The organism is Stutzerimonas nitrititolerans (assembly GCF_003696285.1).
In the GTDB taxonomy this organism is placed as follows: domain Bacteria; phylum Pseudomonadota; class Gammaproteobacteria; order Pseudomonadales; family Pseudomonadaceae; genus Stutzerimonas; species Stutzerimonas nitrititolerans.
This window is the reverse complement of record NZ_RFFL01000004.1, coordinates 44,483-65,664: the sequence shown is the minus strand read 5'-3', so window position 1 is coordinate 65,664 and position 21,182 is coordinate 44,483. Positions and strand designations below refer to the sequence as shown.

The following is a 21,182-nucleotide window of genomic DNA, read 5'->3' as shown; positions in this document are numbered from 1 at the left end:
GAAGAAGTAACGAGTGGCCATGAACGACATCAGCATCCCCCAGCAATACGATCTGGAAACCGCCGCGCTCAAGGTGCCGCCGCATTCCATCGAGGCCGAGCAGGCCGTGCTCGGCGGCCTGATGCTGGATAACAACGCCTGGGAACGGGTGCTCGATCAGGTTTCCGATGGCGACTTCTATCGCCATGACCACCGGCTGATCTTCCGTGCCATCTTCGCCCTGGCCGAGCGCAATTCGCCGTTCGACGTGGTGACTCTGTCCGAGCAACTGGACAAGGAAGGGCATCTGCCACAGGTGGGCGGCCTCGCCTATCTCGGCGAACTGGCGAAGAACACGCCCTCGGTGGCCAACATCAAGGCCTACGCGCAGATCATTCGCGAGCGCGCCACCTTGCGCCAGCTGATCGGCATCAGTAACGAGATCGCCGACAGCGCCTATGCGCCGCAGGGGCGGACCGGCGAGGAAATCCTCGACGAAGCCGAGCGGATGATCTTCCAGATCGCCGAGGCGCGGCCGAAGACCGGCGGCCCCATCGGTATCAATGACATCCTGGTCAAGGCCATCGATCGCATCGACTCGCTGTTCAACGCCGGCGAGGCGATCACCGGGCTGTCCACCGGCTTTACCGATCTCGACGAGGCCACCAGCGGCCTGCAGCCGGCGGACCTGATCATCGTCGCGGGGCGCCCCTCCATGGGTAAGACGACCTTCGCGATGAACCTGGTGGAAAACGCCGTGCTGCGCTCGGACAAGGCGATTCTGGTCTATTCGCTGGAAATGCCCGCCGACTCCATCGTGATTCGTATGCTGGCGTCGCTCGGACGCATCGACCAGACCAAGGTGCGTACCGGCAAGCTGAGCGACGACGACTGGCCGCGGCTGACCTCGGCGGTCAACCTGCTCAACGATCGCAAGCTGTTCATCGACGACACCGCCGGTATTTCGCCTTCGGAAATGCGCGCGCGTACCCGACGCCTGGCACGCGAGCATGGCGAGATCGGCATGATCATGGTCGACTACCTGCAGCTGATGCAGATCCCGGGCTCCAGCGGTGACAACCGTACCAACGAGATTTCGGAGATTTCCCGCTCGCTGAAGGGCCTGGCCAAGGAATTCAACTGTCCGGTGGTGGCGCTGTCGCAGCTCAACCGCTCGCTGGAACAGCGGCCCAACAAGCGTCCGGTCAACTCCGACTTGCGTGAATCGGGGGCCATCGAGCAGGACGCCGACATCATCATGTTCGTCTACCGGGACGAGGTCTATCACCCGGAAACCGAATACAAGGGCGTTGCCGAAATCATCATCGGCAAACAGCGGAACGGCCCCATCGGCACCACGCGCCTGGCGTTCCTTGGCAAGTACTCGCGCTTCGAGAACCTGGCGCCGGGCAGCTACCAGTTCGACGATGAGTAACGACGAAGGCCGCTAGGCCTGCGGCAGGTCGGGCAGCGCCCGACCTGTCAGTTCGTCGCCGCGAAATTCATACCGGGGAACTTGCTTTCGCCTTCGGTCTCGGGCCGGGGCGGGATGTGGTGACGGCTGACCAGCGCATCGTCCTGCATGGATTCGAGGTGCACATCGAAGCCCCAGAGGCGATGTAGGTGCTTCAGCACCTCTTCGGTGGAGCTGCCCAGCGGCTTGCGGTCGTGCTGCTGGTGGCGCAGGGTCAGTGACCGATCGCCGCGGCGGTCCACGCTCCAGACCTGTACGTTGGGCTCGCGGTTGCCCAGGTTGTATTGCGCCGCCAGTAGCTCGCGAATGGTGTGATAGCCGCTCTCGTCGTGGATCGCCGGTACCAGCAGTTCGTCCTTGTGATCATCGTCGAGAATGCTGAACAGTTTCAGGTCGCGGATCACCTTGGGCGAGAGGAACTGCAGGATGAAACTCTCGTCCTTGAAGTTCTGCATGGCGAACTTCACCGTGGTCAGCCAGTCGCTGCCGGCGATGTCCGGGAACCAGCGGCGATCCTCCTCGGTGGGGTTCTCGCAGATGCGGCGGATGTCCTGGTACATCGCAAAGCCCAGCGTGTAGGGGTTGATGCCGCTGTAATAAGGGCTGTCGAAGCCTGGCTGGTAGATCACGCTGGTGTGGGATTGCAGGAACTCCATCATGAAGCCGTCGGTTACCAGCCCCTCGTCGTACAGATCGTTGAGCAGCGTGTAGTGCCAGAAGGTCGCCCAGCCTTCGTTCATGACCTGGGTCTGGCGCTGCGGGTAGAAGTACTGGGCGATCTTGCGCACGATGCGCACGATCTCGCGCTGCCAGGGCTCCAGTAACGGCGCGTGCTTCTCCACGAAATAGAGAATGTTTTCCTGCGGCTCGGCCGGGAAGCGCGTATCGCGCTCGCGCTCGTCATCCTTGTCGCCAAGCTTGGGGATGGTCCGCCAGAGGTCGTTGATCTGCCGTTGCAGGTGCGCCTCGCGATCCTTTTGCCGTCGCCGTTCCTCCTCGGCGGAGATGGGGTAGGGGCGCTTGTAGCGGTCGACGCCGTAGTTCATCAGCGCGTGACAAGAGTCGAGCAGGTCTTCCACGGCCTCGATGCCGTGGCGCTCCTCGCACTGCATGATGTACTGCTTGGCGAAGACCAGGTAATCGATGATCGAACTGGCGTCAGTCCAGGTGCGGAACAGGTAGTTGCCCTTGAAGAAGCTGTTGTGTCCGTAGCTGGCGTGGGCGATCACCAGGGCCTGCATGGTGATGGTGTTCTCTTCCATCAGGTAGGCGATGCAGGGGTCCGAATTGATCACGATTTCGTAGGCCAGCCCCATCTGCCCGCGCGTGTAGGATTTCTCGGTGCTGAGGAAGTGCTTGCCGTAGGACCAGTGGTGATAGCCCAGCGGCATGCCCACCGAGGCATAGGCGTCCATCATCTGTTCGGCGGTGATCACTTCGATCTGGTTGGGGTAGGTATCCAGCGCGTAGCCTTCGGCGATGCGACCGATCTCGCGGTCGTAAGCGCGAATCAGGTCGAAGGTCCATTCCGAGCCGGTGGAAATCGGCTGTCGTTTCATGCGGCATACCCCTCGATCAGTTAGGCCTCAGCCGACCCTGTCCATCCTTCGCTGAAACAGTTCGCGGAACACCGGGTAGATGTCCGCCGCGCTGACCAGTTGTTGCTGGGCGAAGCTTTCGGGGAAGGCTTCGGCCACCTGGTTGTATTCGTACCAGAGCGCCTGATGCTCACGCGGGGTGATTTCCACGTAAGTGAAATACTGCATCTGCGGCATGATCTGGTTGACCAGGATGTCACGGCACAGGGGCGAATCATCGTTCCAGTTATCGCCATCGGAAGCCTGCGCGGCATAAATGTTCCATTCGTTGGCCGGATAACGTTCGGCCATGATCTCCTGCATCATCTTCAGCGCGCTGGAGACGATGGTGCCGCCGGTTTCCCGCGAGTAGAAGAACTCCTCCTCGTCGACTTCCTTGGCACTGGTGTGATGGCGGATGAACACCACGTCGATCTTGTCGTAGTTCCGCTTGAGGAACAGGTACAAGAGGATGAAGAAGCGCTTGGCGACGTCCTTGGTGGCCTGTGTCATCGAGCCCGAGACGTCCATCAGGCAGAACATCACGGCTTTCGAGCTGGGGTTGGGGTGCTTGACCAGCAGGTTGTACTTCAGGTCGAAGGTGTCGAGGAAGGGCACCCGGTTGATCCGCGCGCTCAGACGCTCGATTTCCTGCTCGAGCGTCTTGATATCGCTGAAATTGTCCGGCTCTTCGCGTTTGAGCCGCTCCAGTTCGACCTTGGCCTCGCGCAGGCTGGCACGGCTGCTGCCGGACAGGGCGATGCGCCGCGCATGGGCCGAGCGCAGGGTGCGGACGATGTTGATACGTGATGGATTACCTTCGCTGCTGATGCCGGCGCGTACCGTCTTGAACGTATCGGCGCCAGTGATGTGGCGTTTGACCAGGTTGGGCAGCTCCAGGTCCTCGAACATGAAGTCGAGGAACTCTTCCTGGGTGATCTGGAACACGAAGTCGTCCATGCCTTCGCCGCTGTTGCTGGCCTTGCCCGCACCGCCGCCGCCCCCGCCGCCCTGAGGGCGGGGGATGCGCTCGCCGGCAACGAAATCCTTGTTGCCCGGGTGAACGATGGTCTGGCGGCCGCCACGACCGTGATGCAGCACTGGCTCGTCGATATCCCGACCGGGAATGCTGATCTGCTCGCCATGCTCCATGTCGGTGATGGAGCGCCGGCTGACGGCTTCCTCCACCGCTTTCTTGATATGCCCACGGTAACGCTGCAGAAAGCGCTGGCGGTTCACCGTGCTCTTGTTCTTGCCATTCAGGCGACGGTCGATCACATAGCTCATGCGAGCCCTCCGGGCTGAGGGCTGGCGGCTGGGCCGGACGACGTGCTGCTCTGTTGTCCAGCCTTCAGCCTCCAGCTCCGAGCGGCTTTTCGGTTACTGCGATTTACGCACCCGCAGATACCATTCCGAGAGCAGGCGCACCTGTTTCTCCGTGTAGCCACGCTCGACCATGCGCACGACGAAGTCGTTGTGCTTCTTCTGGTCTTCCTTGCTTGCCTTGGCGTTGAAGCTGATGACCGGCAACAGGTCCTCGGTGTTGGAGAACATCTTCTTCTCGATCACCACGCGCAGCTTCTCGTAGCTGAGCCAGGACGGGTTCTTGCCGTTGTTATTGGCCCGGGCGCGCAGCACGAAGTTGACGATCTCGTTGCGGAAATCCTTCGGATTGCTGATGCCGGCGGGTTTCTCTATCTTCTCCAGCTCCTCGTTGAGGGCCATGCGATTGAGGATTTCGCCGGTTTCCGGGTCGCGGTATTCCTGGTCCTGAATCCAGAAGTCGGCGTAGAGCACGTAGCGGTCGAAGATGTTCTGGCCGTACTCGCTGTAGGACTCCAGGTAGGCGGTCTGGATTTCCTTGCCGATGAATTCGACGTAGCGCGGCGCCAGGTATTCCTTGAGGTAGCGCAGGTAGCGTTCGCGTACCTCGGCGGGGAACTGCTCCTGCTCAATCTGCTGCTCCAGCACGTAGAGCAGATGCACCGGGTTGGCGGCGATCTCGTGCGGGTCGAAGTTGAACACCTTGGACAGGATCTTGAAGGCGAAGCGCGTGGACAACCCGTTCATTCCCTCGTCGACGCCCGCGGTGTCGCGGTATTCCTGGATCGACTTGGCCTTGGGGTCAGTGTCCTTGAGGTTCTCGCCGTCGTAGACGCGCATCTTGGAGTAGATGTTGGAGTTCTCCGGTTCCTTCAGGCGCGAGAGCACCGAGAACTGAGCGAGCATCTTCAGCGTATCCGGCGCGCAGTGAGCGGTGGACAGCGAACTGTTGAACAGCAGCTTGTCGTAGATCTTCACCTCGTCCGACACACGCAGGCAGTAGGGCACCTTGACGATGTAGATGCGGTCGATGAAGGCCTCATTGTTCTTGTTGTTGCGGAAGGTATGCCATTCCGACTCGTTGGAGTGGGCCAGCAGGATGCCGCTGTAGGGAATCGCGCCCAGGCCCTCGGTGCTGTTGTAGTTGCCTTCCTGGGTGGCGGTCAGCAAGGGATGCAGCACCTTGATCGGCGCCTTGAACATCTCGACGAATTCCATCAGGCCCTGGTTGGCCCGGCACAGTGCGCCCGAGTAGCTGTAGGCGTCGGCATCGTTCTGCGGAAACTCTTCCAGCTTGCGGATATCCACCTTGCCCACCAGCGCGGAGATGTCCTGGTTGTTCTCGTCGCCCGGCTCGGTCTTGGAAATGGCGATCTGGTTGAGGATCGAGGGATAGAGCTTCACCACGCGGAACTGACTGATGTCGCCGCCGAACTCCTGCAGGCGCTTGGTGGCCCAGGGCGACATGATCGAATTGAGGTAGCGCCGCGGTATGCCGTAGTCCTCCTCGAGGATCTGCGCGTCTTCGGCCGGGTTGAACAGCCCCAGCGGCGACTCGAACACCGGCGAGCCCTTGATGGCGTAGAAAGGCACCTTCTCCATCAACTGCTTGAGCTTCTCGGCCAGCGAGGACTTGCCGCCACCCACCGGGCCGAGCAGGTAGAGGATCTGTTTCTTCTCTTCCAGGCCCTGGGCGGCATGGCGGAAGTAGGACACGATCTGGTCGATACAATCTTCCATACCGTGGAAATCTTCGAAGGCCGGATAGCGGCGGATGACCTTGTTCGAAAAAATCCGTGACAGGCGAGGATCGGTCGAGGTGTCGACCAGTTCGGGTTCGCCAATGGCCATCAACAACCGCTCGGCTGCGGTGGCATAGGTGCTGCGGTCTTCCTTGCAGAGATCGAGATATTCCTGGAGCGAGAACTCCTCTTGGCGGGTCGCTTCGAATCGTTGCTGGAAATGGCTGAAAATGCTCATTGACTTCACCTCGGACGATGCGCGGAGCCGGTGTTGTCATCAGGCATTCTGGAGCCGGCCAAGGATCGGCCTGTGGAGTCCCCCCGAACACCTAACGATCGAAACCTGAGGCCCGGTAGCCGTTTTTCCGGCTTTCACCTGCTTGGATGGCCTTGACTCAAGGATAGTTCGGATTCGGCGAATTCAAGGGGGCGGTGGCGCTTTCAGCGCGGCGTTTCGTCGGAACATCCGCTCAAGGCCGCGCCACCTGCGGCCTTGGCGGGGAATTATTTTTTACGGCTGACCGCGTTCGATGTCCTGCGGGAACTGGTTGCGCCAGCCTTCGAAGCCGCCGTCGAGGCTGTAGACGTCCGAGAATCCCTGATGCGCCAGATAGGCGGCCGCGCTCTGGCTGGAGTGGCCGTGGTAGCAGCTGACGATCAACGGCTGGTCCAGATCGGCGGCGGCGATGAAGTCGGGCAGCGAGTGGTTGTCCAGGCGCGTGGAGCCGGGAATGTGCCCTTCGGCGAAGCTGTGCGCATCGCGGATGTCGACGATGACGCCGCCTTCGCTGCGCAGTTTTTGCGCCTGTTCGGCGCCGATGCGTTTGAAATCGCTCATTTGGCTCTGGCCTCGCAATCGCAGTGATGCAGTTCTTCGCTGTCGAGATTCATCAGGGTCATCGAGTTGCCCCACACGCAACCGGTATCCAGCGCGAACACGTTCGGCTCGTCGCACTGGCCCTCCAGCGCCGCCCAGTGGCCGAAGATGATCTTGCAGCCGCGGGTCTTGCGGTTCGGGTGGCTGAACCAGGGGGCGAATCCGGCCGGCGCGCTGTCCAGGCCTTCCTTGGCCTCCAGGTTCAGGGTGCCGTCGGCCTTGCAGAAGCGCATGCGGGTGAAATAGTTGGTGATCAGCCGCAGGCGTGGCACACCGTGCAGGTCCTTGTCCCACTTGGCGGGCTGGTTGCCGTACATGCCGTCCAGGAAGGGCAGCAGCAGGGCATCGTCACGCAGCACCTGCTCGACCTCGGCGGCACGCCGGAGCGCCTTTTCCAGCGTCCACTGCGGCGGGATGCCGGCATGCACCATGGTGGCCTTGCGCTCGGCGTCATGGTGGACGAGTTTCTGCTGGCGCAGCCAGTCGATCAGGTCGGTGCGATCGGGCGCATCGAGAATGGGCTTGAGCGTATCGGCGCGTTTCAGGCGCTCGATATCGTGCGCCACGGCCAGCAGGTGCAGATCATGGTTGCCCAGCACCGTGACGGCCGAGCTGCCCAGGTCGCGCACGAAACGCAGCGCCTCGAGCGACTGCGGGCCGCGGTTCACCATATCGCCGGCCAGCCACAGGCAATCACGGGACGGGCTGAAATCGACCCGCTGCAGCAGGCAACGAAGGGGTTCCAGGCAACCTTGCAGGTCGCCGACAGCGTAGGTGGTCAATGCAGTGCTCCGGGAACGGCCAGGCGGAAAGGGGCGATGATCGCATCGAAGCTGTGACCGTCCTCGGCCAGCATCTGGTAGCTGCCCTGCATGGTACCGACGCTGGAATTCATCAGGGTGCCGCTGGTGTAGACATGCTGTTCGCCGGGCGCCAGCAGCGGTTGTTCGCCGACCACGCCGGCACCGCGGACTTCCTGCACCTGCCCGTCGCCGTCGGTGATGATCCAGTGGCGCGACAGCAGCTGTGCCGAGAGCTGGCCCTTGTTTTCGATGGTTACCCTGTAGGCAAAGGCATAGCGGCTTTGTTCCGGCTGCGACTGCTCGGGCAGGTACTGGGGCGTGACGCTGACGTCGATCCGGTAGCGGAGATCTTCAGGCATGGTTCTGCTCGCTAGGCTTGCTCGGTACGAGCGAAGAGTTGATCGGACAGGCGGACGAAGGCGGCCAGGTCCAGCTGCTCGGGGCGCTGGCTGCCATCGACTTCGGCGGCCTCGATGGCCTGGGCATCCAGCATGCCCTTGAGCGTGTTGCGCAGGGTCTTGCGGCGCTGGCTGAACGCCTGGCGCACGAGGTTTTCCAGCAGGCGATGGTCGCGCGCCGGATGCGGCAGCACCTCGTGCGGCACCAGCCGGACGATGGCCGAATCCACCTTGGGCGCCGGGTTGAAGGCGCCCGGTCCGACGTTGAACAGATGCTCCACGCGGCAGTGGTACTGCACCATGATCGACAGCCGGCCCCAGTCGCCACCGCCGGGCTGTGCGGCCAGGCGCTCGACGACTTCCTTCTGCAGCATGAAATGCATGTCGCGGATCAGCCGGGCATGGTCGAGCAGGTGGAAGATCAGCGGCGTGGAAATGTTGTAGGGCAGGTTGCCGACCACCCGCAGGCTGCCGGGCGTCTCGCTCAGTCGAGCGAAATCGAATTTCAGCGCATCGCCCTGATGCAGCGAAAAGTTCTCATGGCCGGCGAACTTGCCCTGCAGGATGGGGATCAGGTCGAGATCCAGCTCCACCACATTGAGGTTCGCCCCGCTGCCCAGCAGGCCTTCGGTGAGCGCGCCCTGGCCCGGGCCGATCTCGACGAGCTGCTCGCCCGGCTTGGCATGTATGGCCCTCAGGATCCGGTCGATCACACCGGCATCGTGAAGAAAGTTCTGACCGAAACGCTTGCGCGCGCGGTGCTGGTAGTCGGACATCGAAAGCTCCAAAGCAGCTTGAAGCTCGAGGCTTGAAGCTGGATGCGGATAAGGCGCGCATTTTAGCAGGCGAGGGCAGTAAAAAACGGGCCGATTCGTAGGGCCGAACTTGTTCGGCCTCCCGTAGGCCCCTGGCCGAACAAGTTCGGCCCTACGCCACTTCAGGGGCAAACGCGCCTTGACGCTCATCAATGTCCGCCATGGGGCATCTGCCTAGACTGCCGGCTGTTTTCCTTTCAGCCTCCAGAGCGCGCCGCTGTCATCGCCGGCGCGCACGAATCCGAATGTTCAGGAGTTGCCATGCAACTGGTCTGCCCGGCAGGAAGCCTGCCCGCGCTCAAGGCCGCCGTCCAGCAGGGCGCCGATGCCATTTATGTCGGTTTTCGAGACGACACCAACGCCCGCCATTTCGCGGGCCTGAACATGGATGACAAACAGCTCGACAAGGGCCTGCAGCTAATCCGCGAAAAAGGACGCCAGCTGTACATCGCCGTCAATACCTACGCGCAACCGGCTGGCTGGGCTCGCTGGCAGCGGGCCGTCGACCAGGCCGCCGACCTGGGGGTCGATGCGCTGATTGCCGCCGATCCCGGTGTGCTCGGCTATGCCAGCAAACGGCATCCGAAACTCAGGCTGCACCTCTCGGTTCAAGGCTCGGCCACCAATGCCGCATCGCTGGGCTTCTATCGCGAGCGCTACGGCATCACGCGCGCCGTGTTGCCGCGCGTGCTTTCGCTCAAGCAGGTCAGGCAGGTGGCGGCCAGCAGCCCGGTGCCCATCGAGGTGTTCGCCTTCGGCAGCCTGTGCATCATGGCCGAGGGGCGTTGCCACCTGTCGTCCTACCTGACGGGCGAGTCGCCGAATCTCTGCGGCGTCTGCTCGCCCGCCAAGGCGGTGCGCTGGAGCGAAGAGCCCGAAGGGCTGACCTCACGCCTCAATAATGTCCTGATCGACCGTTATGCCGAGGGCGAGTCGGCGGGTTATCCGACCCTCTGCAAGGGCCGCTTCATGGTCAACGGCCAGCGTTTCCACGCGCTGGAGGAGCCCACCAGCCTGAACACCCTGGACCTGATTCCCGAGCTGGAGGCGATCGGCGTCAAGGCGGTGAAGATCGAAGGGCGCCAGCGCAGCCCGGCCTATGTCGAGCAGGTCACCCGGGTCTGGCGTACCGCACTGGATTCGTACCAGCAGGCGCCGCAGCGCTATGCCGTGCAGCCGGCGTGGCGTGAGGCGCTGGACGGCCTGTCCGAAGGCTCGCAAACCACGCTGGGCGCTTATCACCGGGCGTGGCAGTAACTCTTCCAAGGGGATCAACCATGAAACTCAGTCTCGGCCCCGTGCTGTTCTACTGGGACCGCCAGCAAACGCTGGACTTCTATGCCGACATGGCCAGCCTGCCGCTGGACGTGATTTACCTGGGCGAAACCGTCTGCTCCAAGCGTCGCGCCATGAGCCTGGACGACTGGATCGGGCTGGGTCGCGACCTGGCCCAGGAATCCTCGGCACAGATCGTGTTGTCCGGGCTGACGCTGGTCGAGGCGGCGTCCGAACTGTCCGGCCTGCGTCGCCTGTGCGACAACGGCGAGCTGCTGGTGGAAGCCAACGACATGGGCGCGGTGCAGTACCTGTCGGAAAAGGGCCTGCCCTTCGTCGGTGGTCCGGCGCTCAACCTCTACAACGGCTACGCCCTGGCGGAGCTGGTGGGCAGCGGCATGTGTCGCTGGGTGCCGCCGGTGGAGATCTCCGGCGCGATGGTTCGCGATGCCCGCGCGCAGCTGGCGACGTTGGATGTGGCCATGCCGGAGCTCGAGATTTTCGCCTATGGGCACCTGCCGCTGGCATATTCGGCGCGTTGCTTTACCGCCCGCGCGGAGAATCGCCCCAAGGACGATTGCCAGTTCTGCTGCCAGAACTACCCCGAGGGTATTCCGCTGCTCAGCCAAGAGGGTGAGGCCCTGTTCACCATCAATGGCATCCAGACCATGTCGGCCTCGGTCAGCAACTTGCTGGCCGATTACCCGGCGCTCGAGGCCAGCGGTGCCGACCTGTTGCGCCTGAGCCCGCGTGCGGCGGGCATGCCCGAGGTGGTTGCGGCGTTCGATGCGGTGCGCAACGGCGCCATGCCGCCACTGGCCGTGGACGGCTGCAACGGCTATTGGCATGGCCAGCCGGGCATGATGCGCGCCGAGGAGGCCGGACTATGCTGAGGCCTCGCACGCATCTGCTGCACCTGGGTGAAAGATTGCTGCCGCTGGCCGCACGCATGCCCTTCGCGCTGCAGCGCCTGGCGCTCGAGCGCAGCCTGAATCATGTGTTCGCCGAGCCACTGGCCGATGATGCCTTCGAGGTCCTCGAGGGTTGCTGGATGCGCCTGGAAGTGGTCGACCTGAAACTGGGCTGGTGCCTGACCTGCGAGCGCAAGCGCCTGCGTATCGCCGAACAGGCGCCGGTGCAGGTCACCATCCGCGGTAACTGGCGCGAGTTCCTGCTGCTGGCCAGCCGTCAGGAAGACCCGGATACGCTGTTCTTCCGTCGTCGCCTGGTCATCGAGGGCGATACCGAGCTGGGGCTGGCGATCAAGAACCTGATCGACAGCCTGGATCCGGACATGCTTCCGGCCTGGCTGTGGAAGGGGCTGCAGGGCGCCGGGGAAGAAGTGGCGCAGGCCGGACGGGCACAGTCGGCCACTTGATGGATATGGCGATCCCGCGCCGGCCGTGAAGGCTTGCGCGGGTGTTTGGTGATTGCGGAGCCTTCGGGCTGTCAGCGAACCAGCGACATGGGCACGCTCTTTCCGCCGTGGCTGGCCTTCTGCTGGGGTTTGGGCCGCATGCGGTCGCTGGCGATGATGCCCTTCATGTCTTCGAAAAGCAGATTGGTCTCGTCTTCACTGCAGTCCTCGCGGTAACGCTTGCGCAAGCCGTAGCTGCTGAGGGTGATGTGCACGTCGGCGGTCACCCCATGTTGCGCCAGGCAGGCGCGCGCGCAGTGCAGCGGGCAGCCGTCGATGGCGAGGATGGGACGGCCCGAGTTGGCCTTGTTGACCAGCGAATTGACCCGCCCGCCAACCCCGGCGATGCAGGACATTTCCGCCAGCCCGGCGCGATCCAGGCGTACGGCCAGGGTGTTGGCCAGTTGCGCGACGTTGGAGCAGCCCGAGCAGGAGTACACCAGTGGCAGAGTGGTTGGCTTGGGCATGGCGTTCTCCTCTGGCAATTTGACCCGGCGAGTATCTCCTCTCGAGCCTTCCGGGGGCGTTGACGGCAATCAAGAACCCTGGGGCAATCGGTCGCAGCCTATTCCTGATAGGCCGCCAGGCCCTTGCTGTCGAGGATCTCGATGCGTCGTCGCTGCACGGCGATCATGCCCGAGTCGATCAACCGATGCAGGATGCGCGAGAAGGTTTCCGGCTGGATCCCCAGCTTCGAGGCGATCAGGCGCTTGGGCACGTCCAGCGTAACCACGCCGCTTTCGCCTTCCTGGGCCTGGTACAGAAAACGCACCACCCGGTGGCTGGCGTTGGCCAGTGTCAGGGTGTCGATTTCATTGAGGCGCTGGTGCAGTCGGATGCTGAGCGTGGCCAGGATATCCAGGCAGATGCTCGGGTGTTCTTCGAGCATGCGGCGGTAATGCGCGCCGTGCAGGCTGGCTACCAGGCTGGCCTTGAGTGCCGTGGCGCTGACCGGATAGTTGGGTGCGCCGGTGAACAGCAGGGCTTCGGCGAAAGACTCGCCGGGGCGAATGATTTCCACCAGCTTCTCCTGGCCGTCACTGACGACCCGGTGCAGTTTCACCTGGCCGCTGAACAGGAAATAGAAGCGATCGGCCTTGTCGCCCTGGTGGAACAGGGCTGCGCCGACCGGCAAGCGCTTGAGATTGGCCGAAGCACATACCTCCTGCAGCGAGGCTTCGGGCAGCCGGGCGAACAGGTGATGACGACGCAGCTCCGCGATCAAGGATGTTTCGGTGAGCATGGTTTCCTCCCCTGGCGCGGGACCGGGATTGTTCGAGGCTGCATCCTAGAAAATCGCGCGCCCATCCTTCCTTGATCCCAGACAAGATCGCCCGTCGTAGGTAGACCGGCCACGGCGCGAAAAACAGCCCGTCCAAATTGACCATGGTCAATTCGTTATCCGGCCATATTCCCTACATTGCACATCATCTTGTGTCTGGTGGTTATTTTTAATCTATATATGGTGATGGGGTTGCAATGAGCGAACTTGCAGAGTACAGACACCCGGTTTCGTTGCGTAAGCGCGATGGGCGCCTGGTGGCCTTTGAACGCGACAAGATCGCTCGGGCAATCGAGGCGGCGGGCAGCGCAACGGGCGAATTCGATATCGCGACGGCGCAGGTGTTGGCGGAGGGCATTCAGGCACGACTCCGGCGGCGGGTCGTGGACGTGGAGCTGGTGCAGGACACCGTCGAGCGGGTGCTGATGGAGGCGGGACACTACGCCACTGCGCGTGCCTACATCGTCTATCGCGAGCGGCATGGGCGTCTGCGCCGCGACCGCAAGGCCATCGTCGATGTCGCCTCCTCGATGAACGAGTACCTCTCCCGCGAGGACTGGCGCGTGCGCGCCAACGCCAACCAGGGCTATTCGCTGGGCGGGCTGATTCTCAACGTGTCCGGTAAGGTCACGGCCAACTACTGGCTGGACGAGGTTTACAGTCCGGAGATCGGCACCGCACATCGCGAGGGCGACCTGCATATCCACGACCTCGACATGCTGGCCGGCTACTGCGCCGGCTGGTCGCTGCGTTCGCTGCTCAACGAGGGCTTCAACGGCATTCCCGGACGGGTCGAGGCCGGGCCTCCGAAGCATCTGTCCAGCGCGCTGGGGCAGATGGTCAATTTCCTCGGTACGCTGCAGAACGAGTGGGCCGGCGCCCAGGCGTTCAGCTCCTTCGATACCTATCTGGCGCCTTTCGTGCGCAAGGACGACCTGAGCTATGGCGAAATCCGCCAGGCCATCCAGGAGTTCATCTACAACCTCAACGTGCCGTCGCGCTGGGGCACGCAGACGCCCTTCACCAACCTGACCTTCGACTGGGTCTGCCCGGAGGATCTGCGCGAGCAGATTCCCTACATCGGCGGTGAGGAGATGCCCTTCGCCTATGGCGACCTGCAGGCGGAAATGGAGCTGATCAACCGCGCCTATATAGAGGTCATGCAGGCCGGCGACGGCCTCGGCCGGGTGTTCACCTTCCCGATTCCGACCTACAACATCACCCACGACTTTCCCTGGGACAGCGAAAACGCCGACCGCCTGTTCGAGATGACGGCGCGTTACGGCCTGCCGTACTTCCAGAACTTCCTCAACTCGGACATGCAGCCCAACCAGGTGCGCTCCATGTGCTGCCGCCTGCAGCTGGACGTGCGCGAGCTGCTCAAGCGTGGCGGCGGTCTGTTCGGCTCCGCCGAGCAGACCGGCTCGCTCGGCGTGGTGACCATCAACTGCGCGCGCCTGGGCTACCTGCATCAGGGTGATCGCCGCGGATTGTACGAGCACCTCGATGCGCTGCTGGAAATGGCCAAGGAAAGCCTCGAGGTCAAGCGCAAGGTCATCCAGCATCACATGGATGCCGGGCTCTATCCCTACACCAAGCGCTACCTGGGCACGCTGCGCAATCACTTCTCCACCATCGGCGTGAACGGCCTGCACGAGATGGTCCGCAATTTCACCGAGGACGCCGAAGGCCTGCACACGCCGGCCGGCCGCGCCCTGGCCATCGAGCTGCTGGACCATGTGCGGGCAGTGCTGGTGCGCTTCCAGGAAGAAACCGGCCATCTCTACAACCTCGAAGCCACGCCGGCCGAAGGCACCACCTACCGCTTCGCCAAGGAAGACCGCAAGCGCTTCCCGGACATCCTCCAGGCGGGCACGGCCGAGGCGCCGTACTACACCAACTCCTCGCAGCTGCCGGTGGGCTTCACCGACGATCCCTTCGAGGCGCTGGCGCTGCAGGACGAACTGCAGACCAAGTACACCGGCGGCACCGTGCTGCACCTGTACATGGCCGAGCAGATTTCGTCGGCCCAGGCCTGCAAGAACCTGGTGCGCAAGGCGCTCGGTCGTTTCCGGCTGCCTTATTTGACGGTCACCCCGACATTCTCCATCTGCCCCGTGCACGGTTACCTGGCCGGTGAGCACGAGTTCTGCCCGAAATGCGACGAGACGCTGCTGGCCAAACAGCAGGATTAAAAAAGCACCCGGCCTGATCGTGTAGGAGCGAGGGGGACGCCGAGTCCTTGCTCGCGAACCAGCCATGCACCGATTCGAAGATGGTTCCTACGCTCCCGCGTGGGGACCTGCAGCGGGACGCTCCGCGTCCCAACGACGCGGAGCGTCGTGACCAGCGTTCCCACGCAGAGCGTAGGAGCGATCAATGTTTCACCCATCCGTTATTGAAGGAGCCACATATGAAAGCCAGCCAACTGCCCGAAGCCCAACGCCAGCGCTGCGAAGTCTGGACCCGCGTCATGGGGTATCACCGCCCGGTCGCCGCGTTCAATCCCGGCAAGCAGTCCGAGCACCAGGAGCGTCAGCACTTCACCGAGGCTGCTGCCCGGGTCGCTGCGGCGTGACGGCAAACCTGCGGGTCGGGGGGCTGGTCCCCCTGACCACTCTGGATTTTCCCGATCACCTGGCCTGCGTGCTGTTCTGCCAGGGTTGTGGCTGGCGCTGTCGCTACTGTCACAATCCGCAGCTGATCCCGGCCTGCGGCGCGCAGGAAAGACCCTGGGAGGAAATTATCGACTTCCTGAAACAGCGCGTCGGCCTGCTCGAGGCGGTCGTCTTCAGCGGCGGTGAACCGACCCTGCAACTGGCCTTGCCCGAGGCGATTGCCCAGGTACGCGCCATGGGCTTCAAGGTCGGCCTGCACAGTGCCGGGATCAAACCCAGGCTGTTTCGCCAGGTACTGCCGCTGGTGGACTGGGTGGGTTTCGACATCAAGGCCCTGCCGGAGCACAGCACACTGATCACCGGTGTGGAGGGAAGCGGCCAAGCCAACTGGAAAAGCCTCGAGCATCTGCTCGACAGCGGCGTCGCCCATGAATGCCGCACCACCGTGCACTGGCACCTGTTCGATGCCGATCGGCTCTGGCAGATGGCCCAGCGCCTGCGCAGGCAAGGTGTCGAACGCTTCGTCGTGCAATGCGTGCGCACCGCTCGGATGCTCGACGAGAGCCTGCCGGACAGCCGCGCCCCCCATGATCAGCTGCGTCTGTGGGAGCGCATGGGCAAGCTGTTTCCATCATTCGTATTGCGCGGTTGAGCAGGGCATGGCTCGATCCCGCGAACCTCAGCTCCAGCCCCAGAACTGCAGATACCAACCATAGCCGACGACCGCGGTGCCCAGGCCTACACAGGCAAAGGCGGTCAGTCGGCGCAGGCCGTTGGCGCCGTGGCGGCTGATCACCTGCCAGGCCAGGTAGAGACTCCAGGCGACCGCGCCGGCCAGCATCAGCGCTCGGGTTGGCTGCGCCCAGGCGAGGATGAAACCTTCATAACGCAGCAGCTTGATGGTCGTCGCCGAGAGGCCGAGAAACAGCCCGGCCCCGCCGAGCGGCGTCAAGGTCAGCGCCAGGTGGTGGAACAGGTTGTCGCCCCGGCTCATCAGGCGTACCGCGCCACGCAGCAGCAACCAGAGCGCGCCGCCGATCACCAGCGAACTGGCGCCGATATAGCTCAGGATCGCCGCGCCATCGAGCCAGCTGAAGGCATCGTTGGCCTGCGGATAGTGCGTCAGCAGCCACCAGGGCGCGTTGGCTTCGAGCGGCCAGAAGATATCGCGATCCACCAGCCATTCGGCGGCGGTCTGCTTGAGCGTGATGAACCAGGGGCTGACCGTCCACTGGAAGGCGCCCATCGCCAGGCCGATCATGCCGAACAGCAGCAAGGTACTGTCCCAGTGGCCATGTTGTGGCGGGTTGCCGACGATGAGGATTTCCTGGTTGGGCGAGCGTGCGCTCAGCGCGACGGCACCGCGCTGGCCGCTGCAGCGACCGCAGGCATGGCAGTCGCTGTTGCCTTGCATGCGGCGGATGTCGATCAGCGGCGCGCAGTTTGGCGTGGGCAGGTGCGGCCCCTGATTGGCCTGCCAGCGCTCCTCGTCCACCTTGTAGTGGACCGGCGCCAGGCGCGCGAGCAGGCTGAACACGCCGCTCACCGGGCACAGATGCCGGCACCAGACGCGCTTGCCACGTCCGTAGAGAAAGCCCACCAGCATCGCGGCCACGGTCGAGCCGCCGAGAATCAGCGCTGCGGCCCGGCCATAGTCGTACACGCTGATCAGCTGGCCGTAGACGGTGGTCAGAATGAAGGCGACGGTCGGCCAGCCGCTCCAGCGGATCCAGCGCGGTGTGCCCTTGTTCAGCCCGCGCCAGCTGATCCATTCGCTGAGCGAGCCTTCCGGACAGAGCACGCCGCACCAGAGACGGCCGAAGAACACCATCGACAGCAGCACGAAGGGCCACCATAGCCCCCAGAACAGGAACTGGGCGAACACCGTGATGTTGTCGAGCATGCGCGCCTCGGACGGCGGCAGTGAGAGGACGGCTGGCACCAGCAGCAGGATCAGATAAAAGCCGACTACCAGCCACTGGATCAGCCGGATGGCCTTGGCATGCTGGCGCAGCAGATTACCGACGCGCGCCAGCCAGGGAGCGTTGGTGATCATGCGACGCGAGCCTCCAGACGAGCCTCCGGTTTCGCTCGCAACCAGGCCCAGACGGCCAGCCAGTACAGCCCCATCAGCACCACGGCGGCGAGCGATGGCATGGCGCGGTAGCCGGTGAGCCCCGCGACGGTGCTGCCCAGGGTGCTGCCGTCATCGAGCAGGGCGGAGGTGTCCCAGAGCGGATCGCCGAAGAGGCTGTAGAACACTTCCGGAATGTCCATGCCCATCAACTGGCCGCTGAAGCGGTCGAGCCCGGCCATCAGCAGGGCCGCGCCGAGCAGCAGCAACAGGGCTTCGCTGACCTTGAAGAAACGCTTCCAGGAAAACAGCCGGCTGCCGGCTTGCAGCGCGGCGTAGCTGAGCAACGCCAGGACGAAGCCGAGCACGCCGCCGATGGCGAAGCCCATCAGGTCCGTGCCTTGCTGTTGATGGCCGATGCCATAGAGAAACACCACCGTCTCGCTCCCCTCGCGGGCCACGGCGAGCATCGCCAGCACCAGCAGGCCGATGCCGCTGCCCTGACTCAGGTGTGCGCTGGCGTTGTCGATCAGGCTGCGCTTGAGGTCGCGCCCGTGGTGATGCATCCAGCCGACCATCTGCAGGATCAGCAGGCTGGCCACCAGCAGCATGGCGCACTGGAACCATTCGCCCGCCGGGCCGGCCAGCCAGTCGCCAGCGCTGAGAATGCCCCAGGCCAGCAGCGTCGCCAGGCCAAGCCCGGCGGCCACGCCACCCCAGAGCATGCGCAACGCATGGCGATTATCCGGTTGCTGGCTCAGCCAGGCGTGCAGAATGCCGATGACCAGCAGGGCCTCGACGCTTTCACGCCAGACGATGAACATGGATTGGCCCATGGCGCTTCTCCTGTTGGGTGGCCTGATGGCGGGTTCGGTCTGTCGAGATCGAGACCCTGGCCGTGCAGACCACAGGGACTACTTGGCGATGATTTCCCCTTCGGGAAGATCCATGTGGAACTCGTCGAAGAAGGGATAGCGGCCCGGTTTCAGCGGGTGAATCACGACGAACGAGGTGACGCCGGCCGAGAGGACCTTTTCCACTCGCAGCGGCGTGCTCTCGAATTCGGTCGGGCCGCTGCCGGCGTTGTTGATGATGATCTTGAAACGCTGACGGGCCGGCACCTCCAGGGTCGCCGGCTCGAAATGGCCGTCGCGGATGGTCAGCTCGTAAGTGGGCAGGCCAGCCTGGGCGCCGCCGGCAAAGCCGACGACGAACAGGGGCAGCAGGTGCAACAGGACGCGTCGCATGGCTGGCCTCCGGCTCAATAGCCGCCTTTCTTGCCGATGCCGGCGTAAGTGAACTCGTAGTTCAGTTCGCAGCGTTCGAACCAGGGCGCGACGCCGGTTTCCTTGTCGACGTGGCGGCCGAACATGGTGTGACCACCGCCCGGCGGCAGGATGGTGAAGGTCAGCTGATACTTGCCGGGGCCCATCAGCTTGACGTTGTCACCGTAATGCGGGCCGTCGTTGGCCACCATCGGGTGGAAGTCGCCTTCGATCTTCTCGTCCGAGCCTTTCTTGCTCAGGGAATACTTGATGTTCAGGTAGGGCACGAAGCTGCCTTCCTGCCAGCCGTTGCGGTTGTCTTCGGTGGCGGCGATGTCGGCTTCCAGGTGAATGTCGGATTCGGCCGTGGCGCGCATCATGCCGGCCGGCTCCATCTCCACCGGCTGCAGATACACTGCGCCGACTTCCATGCCGCCGCATTGCTGCGGTTCACCGATGGGGTATTCCTTGGCTTGGGCGAGGGGCGTCAGCATCAGCGATGCGATGGCGAGGGTAACGGGAATACGCATGTAGCCTCCGTGAGGAGCGTTATGAATGACGAAGCAAGACTCGCATCCGCAAGACTTAACGATAATGATTCGCGTCAATTCTGAACGAAATACTTTGTTACGTATAGGGCGGGTCTGCTCTGAGGTGAAGGCTCAGAAGGCTCAAGCGCGCGGTTGAAAAGGGCTGCGAGTATCCCGCTGCGTTAAGTTGTCACACCCTTGCGAGCCGGTTCATCAGACCGCGCGGCGACGTTCAGGAAAGCGCCGCGAGCGGAAATGAGCTGTGTATCGAGCTGGCTCGCGGCCTACCATATGCATTTTTCAATCAGGGAAGCCCATGCCTCAAACCGCTGTGCTGGACGCCCGCACCGCCCGGGTGCTGCCGTGGCTCGTCGCCATCGCGTTCTTCATGCAAACCCTCGACGGCACCATTCTCAACACGGCCCTGCCGGCCATGGCGCGGGATTTGGCCGAGAATCCGCTGCGCATGCAGGGCGTGGTCATCGCCTACATGCTGACCGTGGCGTTGCTGATTCCGGCGTCGGGATGGCTGGCGGACCGCTTCGGCACGCGGCGTATCTTCTTTTCCGCCATCGTGCTGTTCACCCTCGGTTCGCTGTTCTGCGCGATGTCCACCAGTTTCAACCAGCTGGTGATCTCGCGTGTGATACAGGGCATGGGTGGGGCGCTGATGCTGCCGGTGGGGCGCCTGGTAGTGCTGCGTGCCTATCCGCGCAGCGAATTCGTGCGGGTGATGACCTTCATCGCGTTGCCCGGCATGGTCGGCCCGCTGATCGGTCCGACACTGGGTGGCTGGCTGGTCGAGTATGCGTCCTGGCACTGGATATTTCTGATCAACCTGCCGGTGGGGCTGCTGGGCGGCATCGCGGCGTTTCGCTTCATGCCCGACCTGAAAAGCACCGAGCGGATACGCTTCGATACCTTCGGTTTCATCCTGTTCGGGGCGGCGATGGTGCTGATCACCATCGCGCTGGAAGGCCTGGGCGAAATGCACATGCCGCACGCGCGGGTACTGTTGTTGATGGTGATCGGCAGCGCTTGCCTGGCTGCCTACTGGTTGCGTGCCGGGCATGTGGACAAGCCGTTGTTCAGCCCATCGCTGTTCCGTATCCGCAGTTTCGCGGTCGGCATCTTCGGCAATCTGTTCGCCCGGCTGGGCAGTGGCGCGCTGCCCTTCCTGCTGCCCTTGTTGCTGCAGGTGGCGTTGGGTTACTCACCGGCGCAGGCGGGGATGATGATGATTCCGCTGGCGGCCGGCGCGATGCTGATCAAGCCGCTGGCCAAGCCGCTGATCGACCGCCTCGGTTATCGGCGCATCCTCATCGGCAACACCTTGCTGCTGGGCAGCCTCATCGCCAGCCTGGCCACCATCGATGCGGCGACGCCCACGCTGCTGTTGCTGCTGCACCTGAGCCTGATCGGCATGGTCAACTCGATGCAGTTCACGGCGATGAACACCGTTACCCTGGTCGGGCTCAGTTATCAGGATGCCAGCAGCGGCAATGGGCTGTTGTCGGTGGTGGTGCAGCTGTCGATGAGTCTCGGCGTCGCTTCGGCCGGGGCCTTGCTGGGTGGCTTCACGGTGCCCGGCGCCGACGGCGAGGCCGTGCTGCGGGCATTCCAGCTGACGTTCCTGTGCATTGGCGGCATGTCGATGCTGGCCGCCGCGCTGTTCTTTCAACTGGACAGCAAGCAGAAGATGGCGGCCAGGTTGGTCGACGTGGAGTGAGCGG

Annotated in this window: 21 protein-coding genes; 8 read left to right on the top strand and 13 right to left on the bottom strand. The window is 63.3% G+C overall.

Annotated features, from left to right (window positions below):
- Positions 1–19: 19 nt before the first annotated feature.
- Positions 20–1,414: a replicative DNA helicase gene (gene dnaB / locus EA795_RS05895; RefSeq protein ID WP_014853981.1), complete on the top strand. Its 1,395-nt coding sequence runs from the start codon at positions 20–22 to the stop codon at positions 1,412–1,414.
- Positions 1,415–1,461: 47 nt separating this feature from the next.
- Here the strand turns inward: dnaB and EA795_RS05890 are convergent, their stop codons facing one another.
- The 7 genes from EA795_RS05890 to rsmA form a co-directional block, all read right to left on the bottom strand.
- Complete coding sequence (locus EA795_RS05890) at positions 1,462–3,012, bottom strand: SpoVR family protein (RefSeq protein ID WP_122076118.1); 1,551 nt, start codon at positions 3,010–3,012, stop codon at positions 1,462–1,464.
- A gap of 27 nt (positions 3,013–3,039) precedes the next feature.
- The gene (locus EA795_RS05885; RefSeq protein ID WP_065983768.1) at positions 3,040–4,317 is read right to left on the bottom strand and encodes a YeaH/YhbH family protein; all 1,278 of its coding nucleotides are present in this window, start codon (positions 4,315–4,317) and stop codon (positions 3,040–3,042) included.
- A gap of 93 nt (positions 4,318–4,410) precedes the next feature.
- Positions 4,411–6,333, bottom strand: coding sequence for a PrkA family serine protein kinase (locus tag EA795_RS05880; RefSeq protein WP_014853978.1), 1,923 nt, complete (start codon positions 6,331–6,333; stop codon positions 4,411–4,413).
- 273 nt (positions 6,334–6,606) lie between these two features.
- Positions 6,607–6,933: a thiosulfate sulfurtransferase GlpE gene (glpE, locus tag EA795_RS05875; RefSeq protein ID WP_122076116.1), complete on the bottom strand. Its 327-nt coding sequence runs from the start codon at positions 6,931–6,933 to the stop codon at positions 6,607–6,609.
- Positions 6,930–7,754, bottom strand: a complete 825-nt coding sequence (locus EA795_RS05870) for a symmetrical bis(5'-nucleosyl)-tetraphosphatase (RefSeq protein WP_058076183.1) — start codon at positions 7,752–7,754, stop codon at positions 6,930–6,932. The genes glpE and EA795_RS05870 overlap by 4 nt, the downstream gene beginning before the upstream one ends.
- A complete protein-coding gene (gene apaG / locus EA795_RS05865; RefSeq protein WP_014853975.1) occupies positions 7,751–8,134 on the bottom strand; it encodes a Co2+/Mg2+ efflux protein ApaG in 384 nt (127 codons plus the stop codon). Before apaG ends, EA795_RS05870 begins: the two co-directional genes overlap by 4 nt.
- 11 nt (positions 8,135–8,145) lie before the next feature.
- Entirely contained in the window at positions 8,146–8,949 is an 804-nt protein-coding gene (gene rsmA / locus EA795_RS05860; protein WP_014853974.1) for a 16S rRNA (adenine(1518)-N(6)/adenine(1519)-N(6))-dimethyltransferase RsmA, read from the bottom strand.
- Positions 8,950–9,249: 300 nt separating this feature from the next.
- Here rsmA and ubiU point away from each other — a divergent pair, with 300 nt between their 5' ends.
- From ubiU to ubiT, 3 genes are read left to right on the top strand one after another with little or no spacing between them, the layout of a single operon-like run.
- Positions 9,250–10,245: a ubiquinone anaerobic biosynthesis protein UbiU gene (ubiU, locus tag EA795_RS05855; RefSeq protein ID WP_058076185.1), complete on the top strand. Its 996-nt coding sequence runs from the start codon at positions 9,250–9,252 to the stop codon at positions 10,243–10,245.
- A gap of 20 nt (positions 10,246–10,265) precedes the next feature.
- Positions 10,266–11,156, top strand: a complete 891-nt coding sequence (locus EA795_RS05850; protein ID WP_122076114.1) for a U32 family peptidase — start codon at positions 10,266–10,268, stop codon at positions 11,154–11,156.
- Positions 11,150–11,641 (top strand): ubiquinone anaerobic biosynthesis accessory factor UbiT, encoded by a 492-nt coding sequence (ubiT, locus tag EA795_RS05845; RefSeq protein ID WP_014853971.1) that lies wholly within the window; start codon positions 11,150–11,152, stop codon positions 11,639–11,641. The genes EA795_RS05850 and ubiT overlap by 7 nt, the downstream gene beginning before the upstream one ends.
- 71 nt (positions 11,642–11,712) lie before the next feature.
- On the opposite strand, the gene EA795_RS05840 is transcribed toward ubiT, so the two are convergent.
- Positions 11,713–12,147, bottom strand: a complete 435-nt coding sequence (locus tag EA795_RS05840) for a putative zinc-binding protein (RefSeq protein WP_014853970.1) — start codon at positions 12,145–12,147, stop codon at positions 11,713–11,715.
- A 98-nt stretch (positions 12,148–12,245) separates the two neighbouring features.
- The gene (locus tag EA795_RS05835; RefSeq protein ID WP_014853969.1) at positions 12,246–12,923 is read right to left on the bottom strand and encodes a Crp/Fnr family transcriptional regulator; all 678 of its coding nucleotides are present in this window, start codon (positions 12,921–12,923) and stop codon (positions 12,246–12,248) included.
- A 236-nt stretch (positions 12,924–13,159) separates the two neighbouring features.
- Between EA795_RS05835 and EA795_RS05830 the strand changes: the two genes are divergently transcribed.
- From EA795_RS05830 to EA795_RS05820, 3 genes are all read left to right on the top strand, one after another.
- Entirely contained in the window at positions 13,160–15,157 is a 1,998-nt protein-coding gene (locus tag EA795_RS05830) for a ribonucleoside triphosphate reductase (RefSeq protein ID WP_122076112.1), read from the top strand.
- Positions 15,158–15,375: 218 nt separating this feature from the next.
- On the top strand, positions 15,376–15,540 hold the full coding sequence (nrdD, locus tag EA795_RS05825) for an anaerobic ribonucleoside-triphosphate reductase (protein WP_014853967.1): 165 nt from the start codon (positions 15,376–15,378) through the stop codon (positions 15,538–15,540).
- Positions 15,537–16,232 carry an anaerobic ribonucleoside-triphosphate reductase activating protein gene (locus tag EA795_RS05820; RefSeq protein ID WP_058076937.1) on the top strand — a complete coding sequence of 232 codons (696 nt, stop codon included), beginning with the start codon at positions 15,537–15,539 and terminating at the stop codon, positions 16,230–16,232. Before nrdD ends, EA795_RS05820 begins: the two co-directional genes overlap by 4 nt.
- 27 nt (positions 16,233–16,259) lie before the next feature.
- Here the strand turns inward: EA795_RS05820 and EA795_RS05815 are convergent, their stop codons facing one another.
- The 4 genes from EA795_RS05815 to EA795_RS05800 all read right to left on the bottom strand — a co-directional run bounded on the left by EA795_RS05815 (position 16,260) and on the right by EA795_RS05800 (position 19,449).
- Positions 16,260–17,636: a 4Fe-4S binding protein gene (locus tag EA795_RS05815; protein WP_122076109.1), complete on the bottom strand. Its 1,377-nt coding sequence runs from the start codon at positions 17,634–17,636 to the stop codon at positions 16,260–16,262.
- Positions 17,633–18,490 carry an FTR1 family iron permease gene (locus EA795_RS05810; RefSeq protein WP_122076107.1) on the bottom strand — a complete coding sequence of 286 codons (858 nt, stop codon included), beginning with the start codon at positions 18,488–18,490 and terminating at the stop codon, positions 17,633–17,635. Before EA795_RS05810 ends, EA795_RS05815 begins: the two co-directional genes overlap by 4 nt.
- Positions 18,491–18,568: 78 nt before the next feature.
- Positions 18,569–18,901, bottom strand: a complete 333-nt coding sequence (locus tag EA795_RS05805; protein WP_014853963.1) for a cupredoxin domain-containing protein — start codon at positions 18,899–18,901, stop codon at positions 18,569–18,571.
- Positions 18,902–18,915: 14 nt separating this feature from the next.
- Positions 18,916–19,449, bottom strand: coding sequence for an iron transporter (locus EA795_RS05800; RefSeq protein WP_014853962.1), 534 nt, complete (start codon positions 19,447–19,449; stop codon positions 18,916–18,918).
- A gap of 316 nt (positions 19,450–19,765) precedes the next feature.
- Between EA795_RS05800 and mdtD the strand changes: the two genes are divergently transcribed.
- On the top strand, positions 19,766–21,178 hold the full coding sequence (mdtD, locus tag EA795_RS05795; RefSeq protein WP_122076105.1) for a multidrug transporter subunit MdtD: 1,413 nt from the start codon (positions 19,766–19,768) through the stop codon (positions 21,176–21,178).
- The last annotated feature ends 4 nt before the right edge of the window (positions 21,179–21,182 follow it).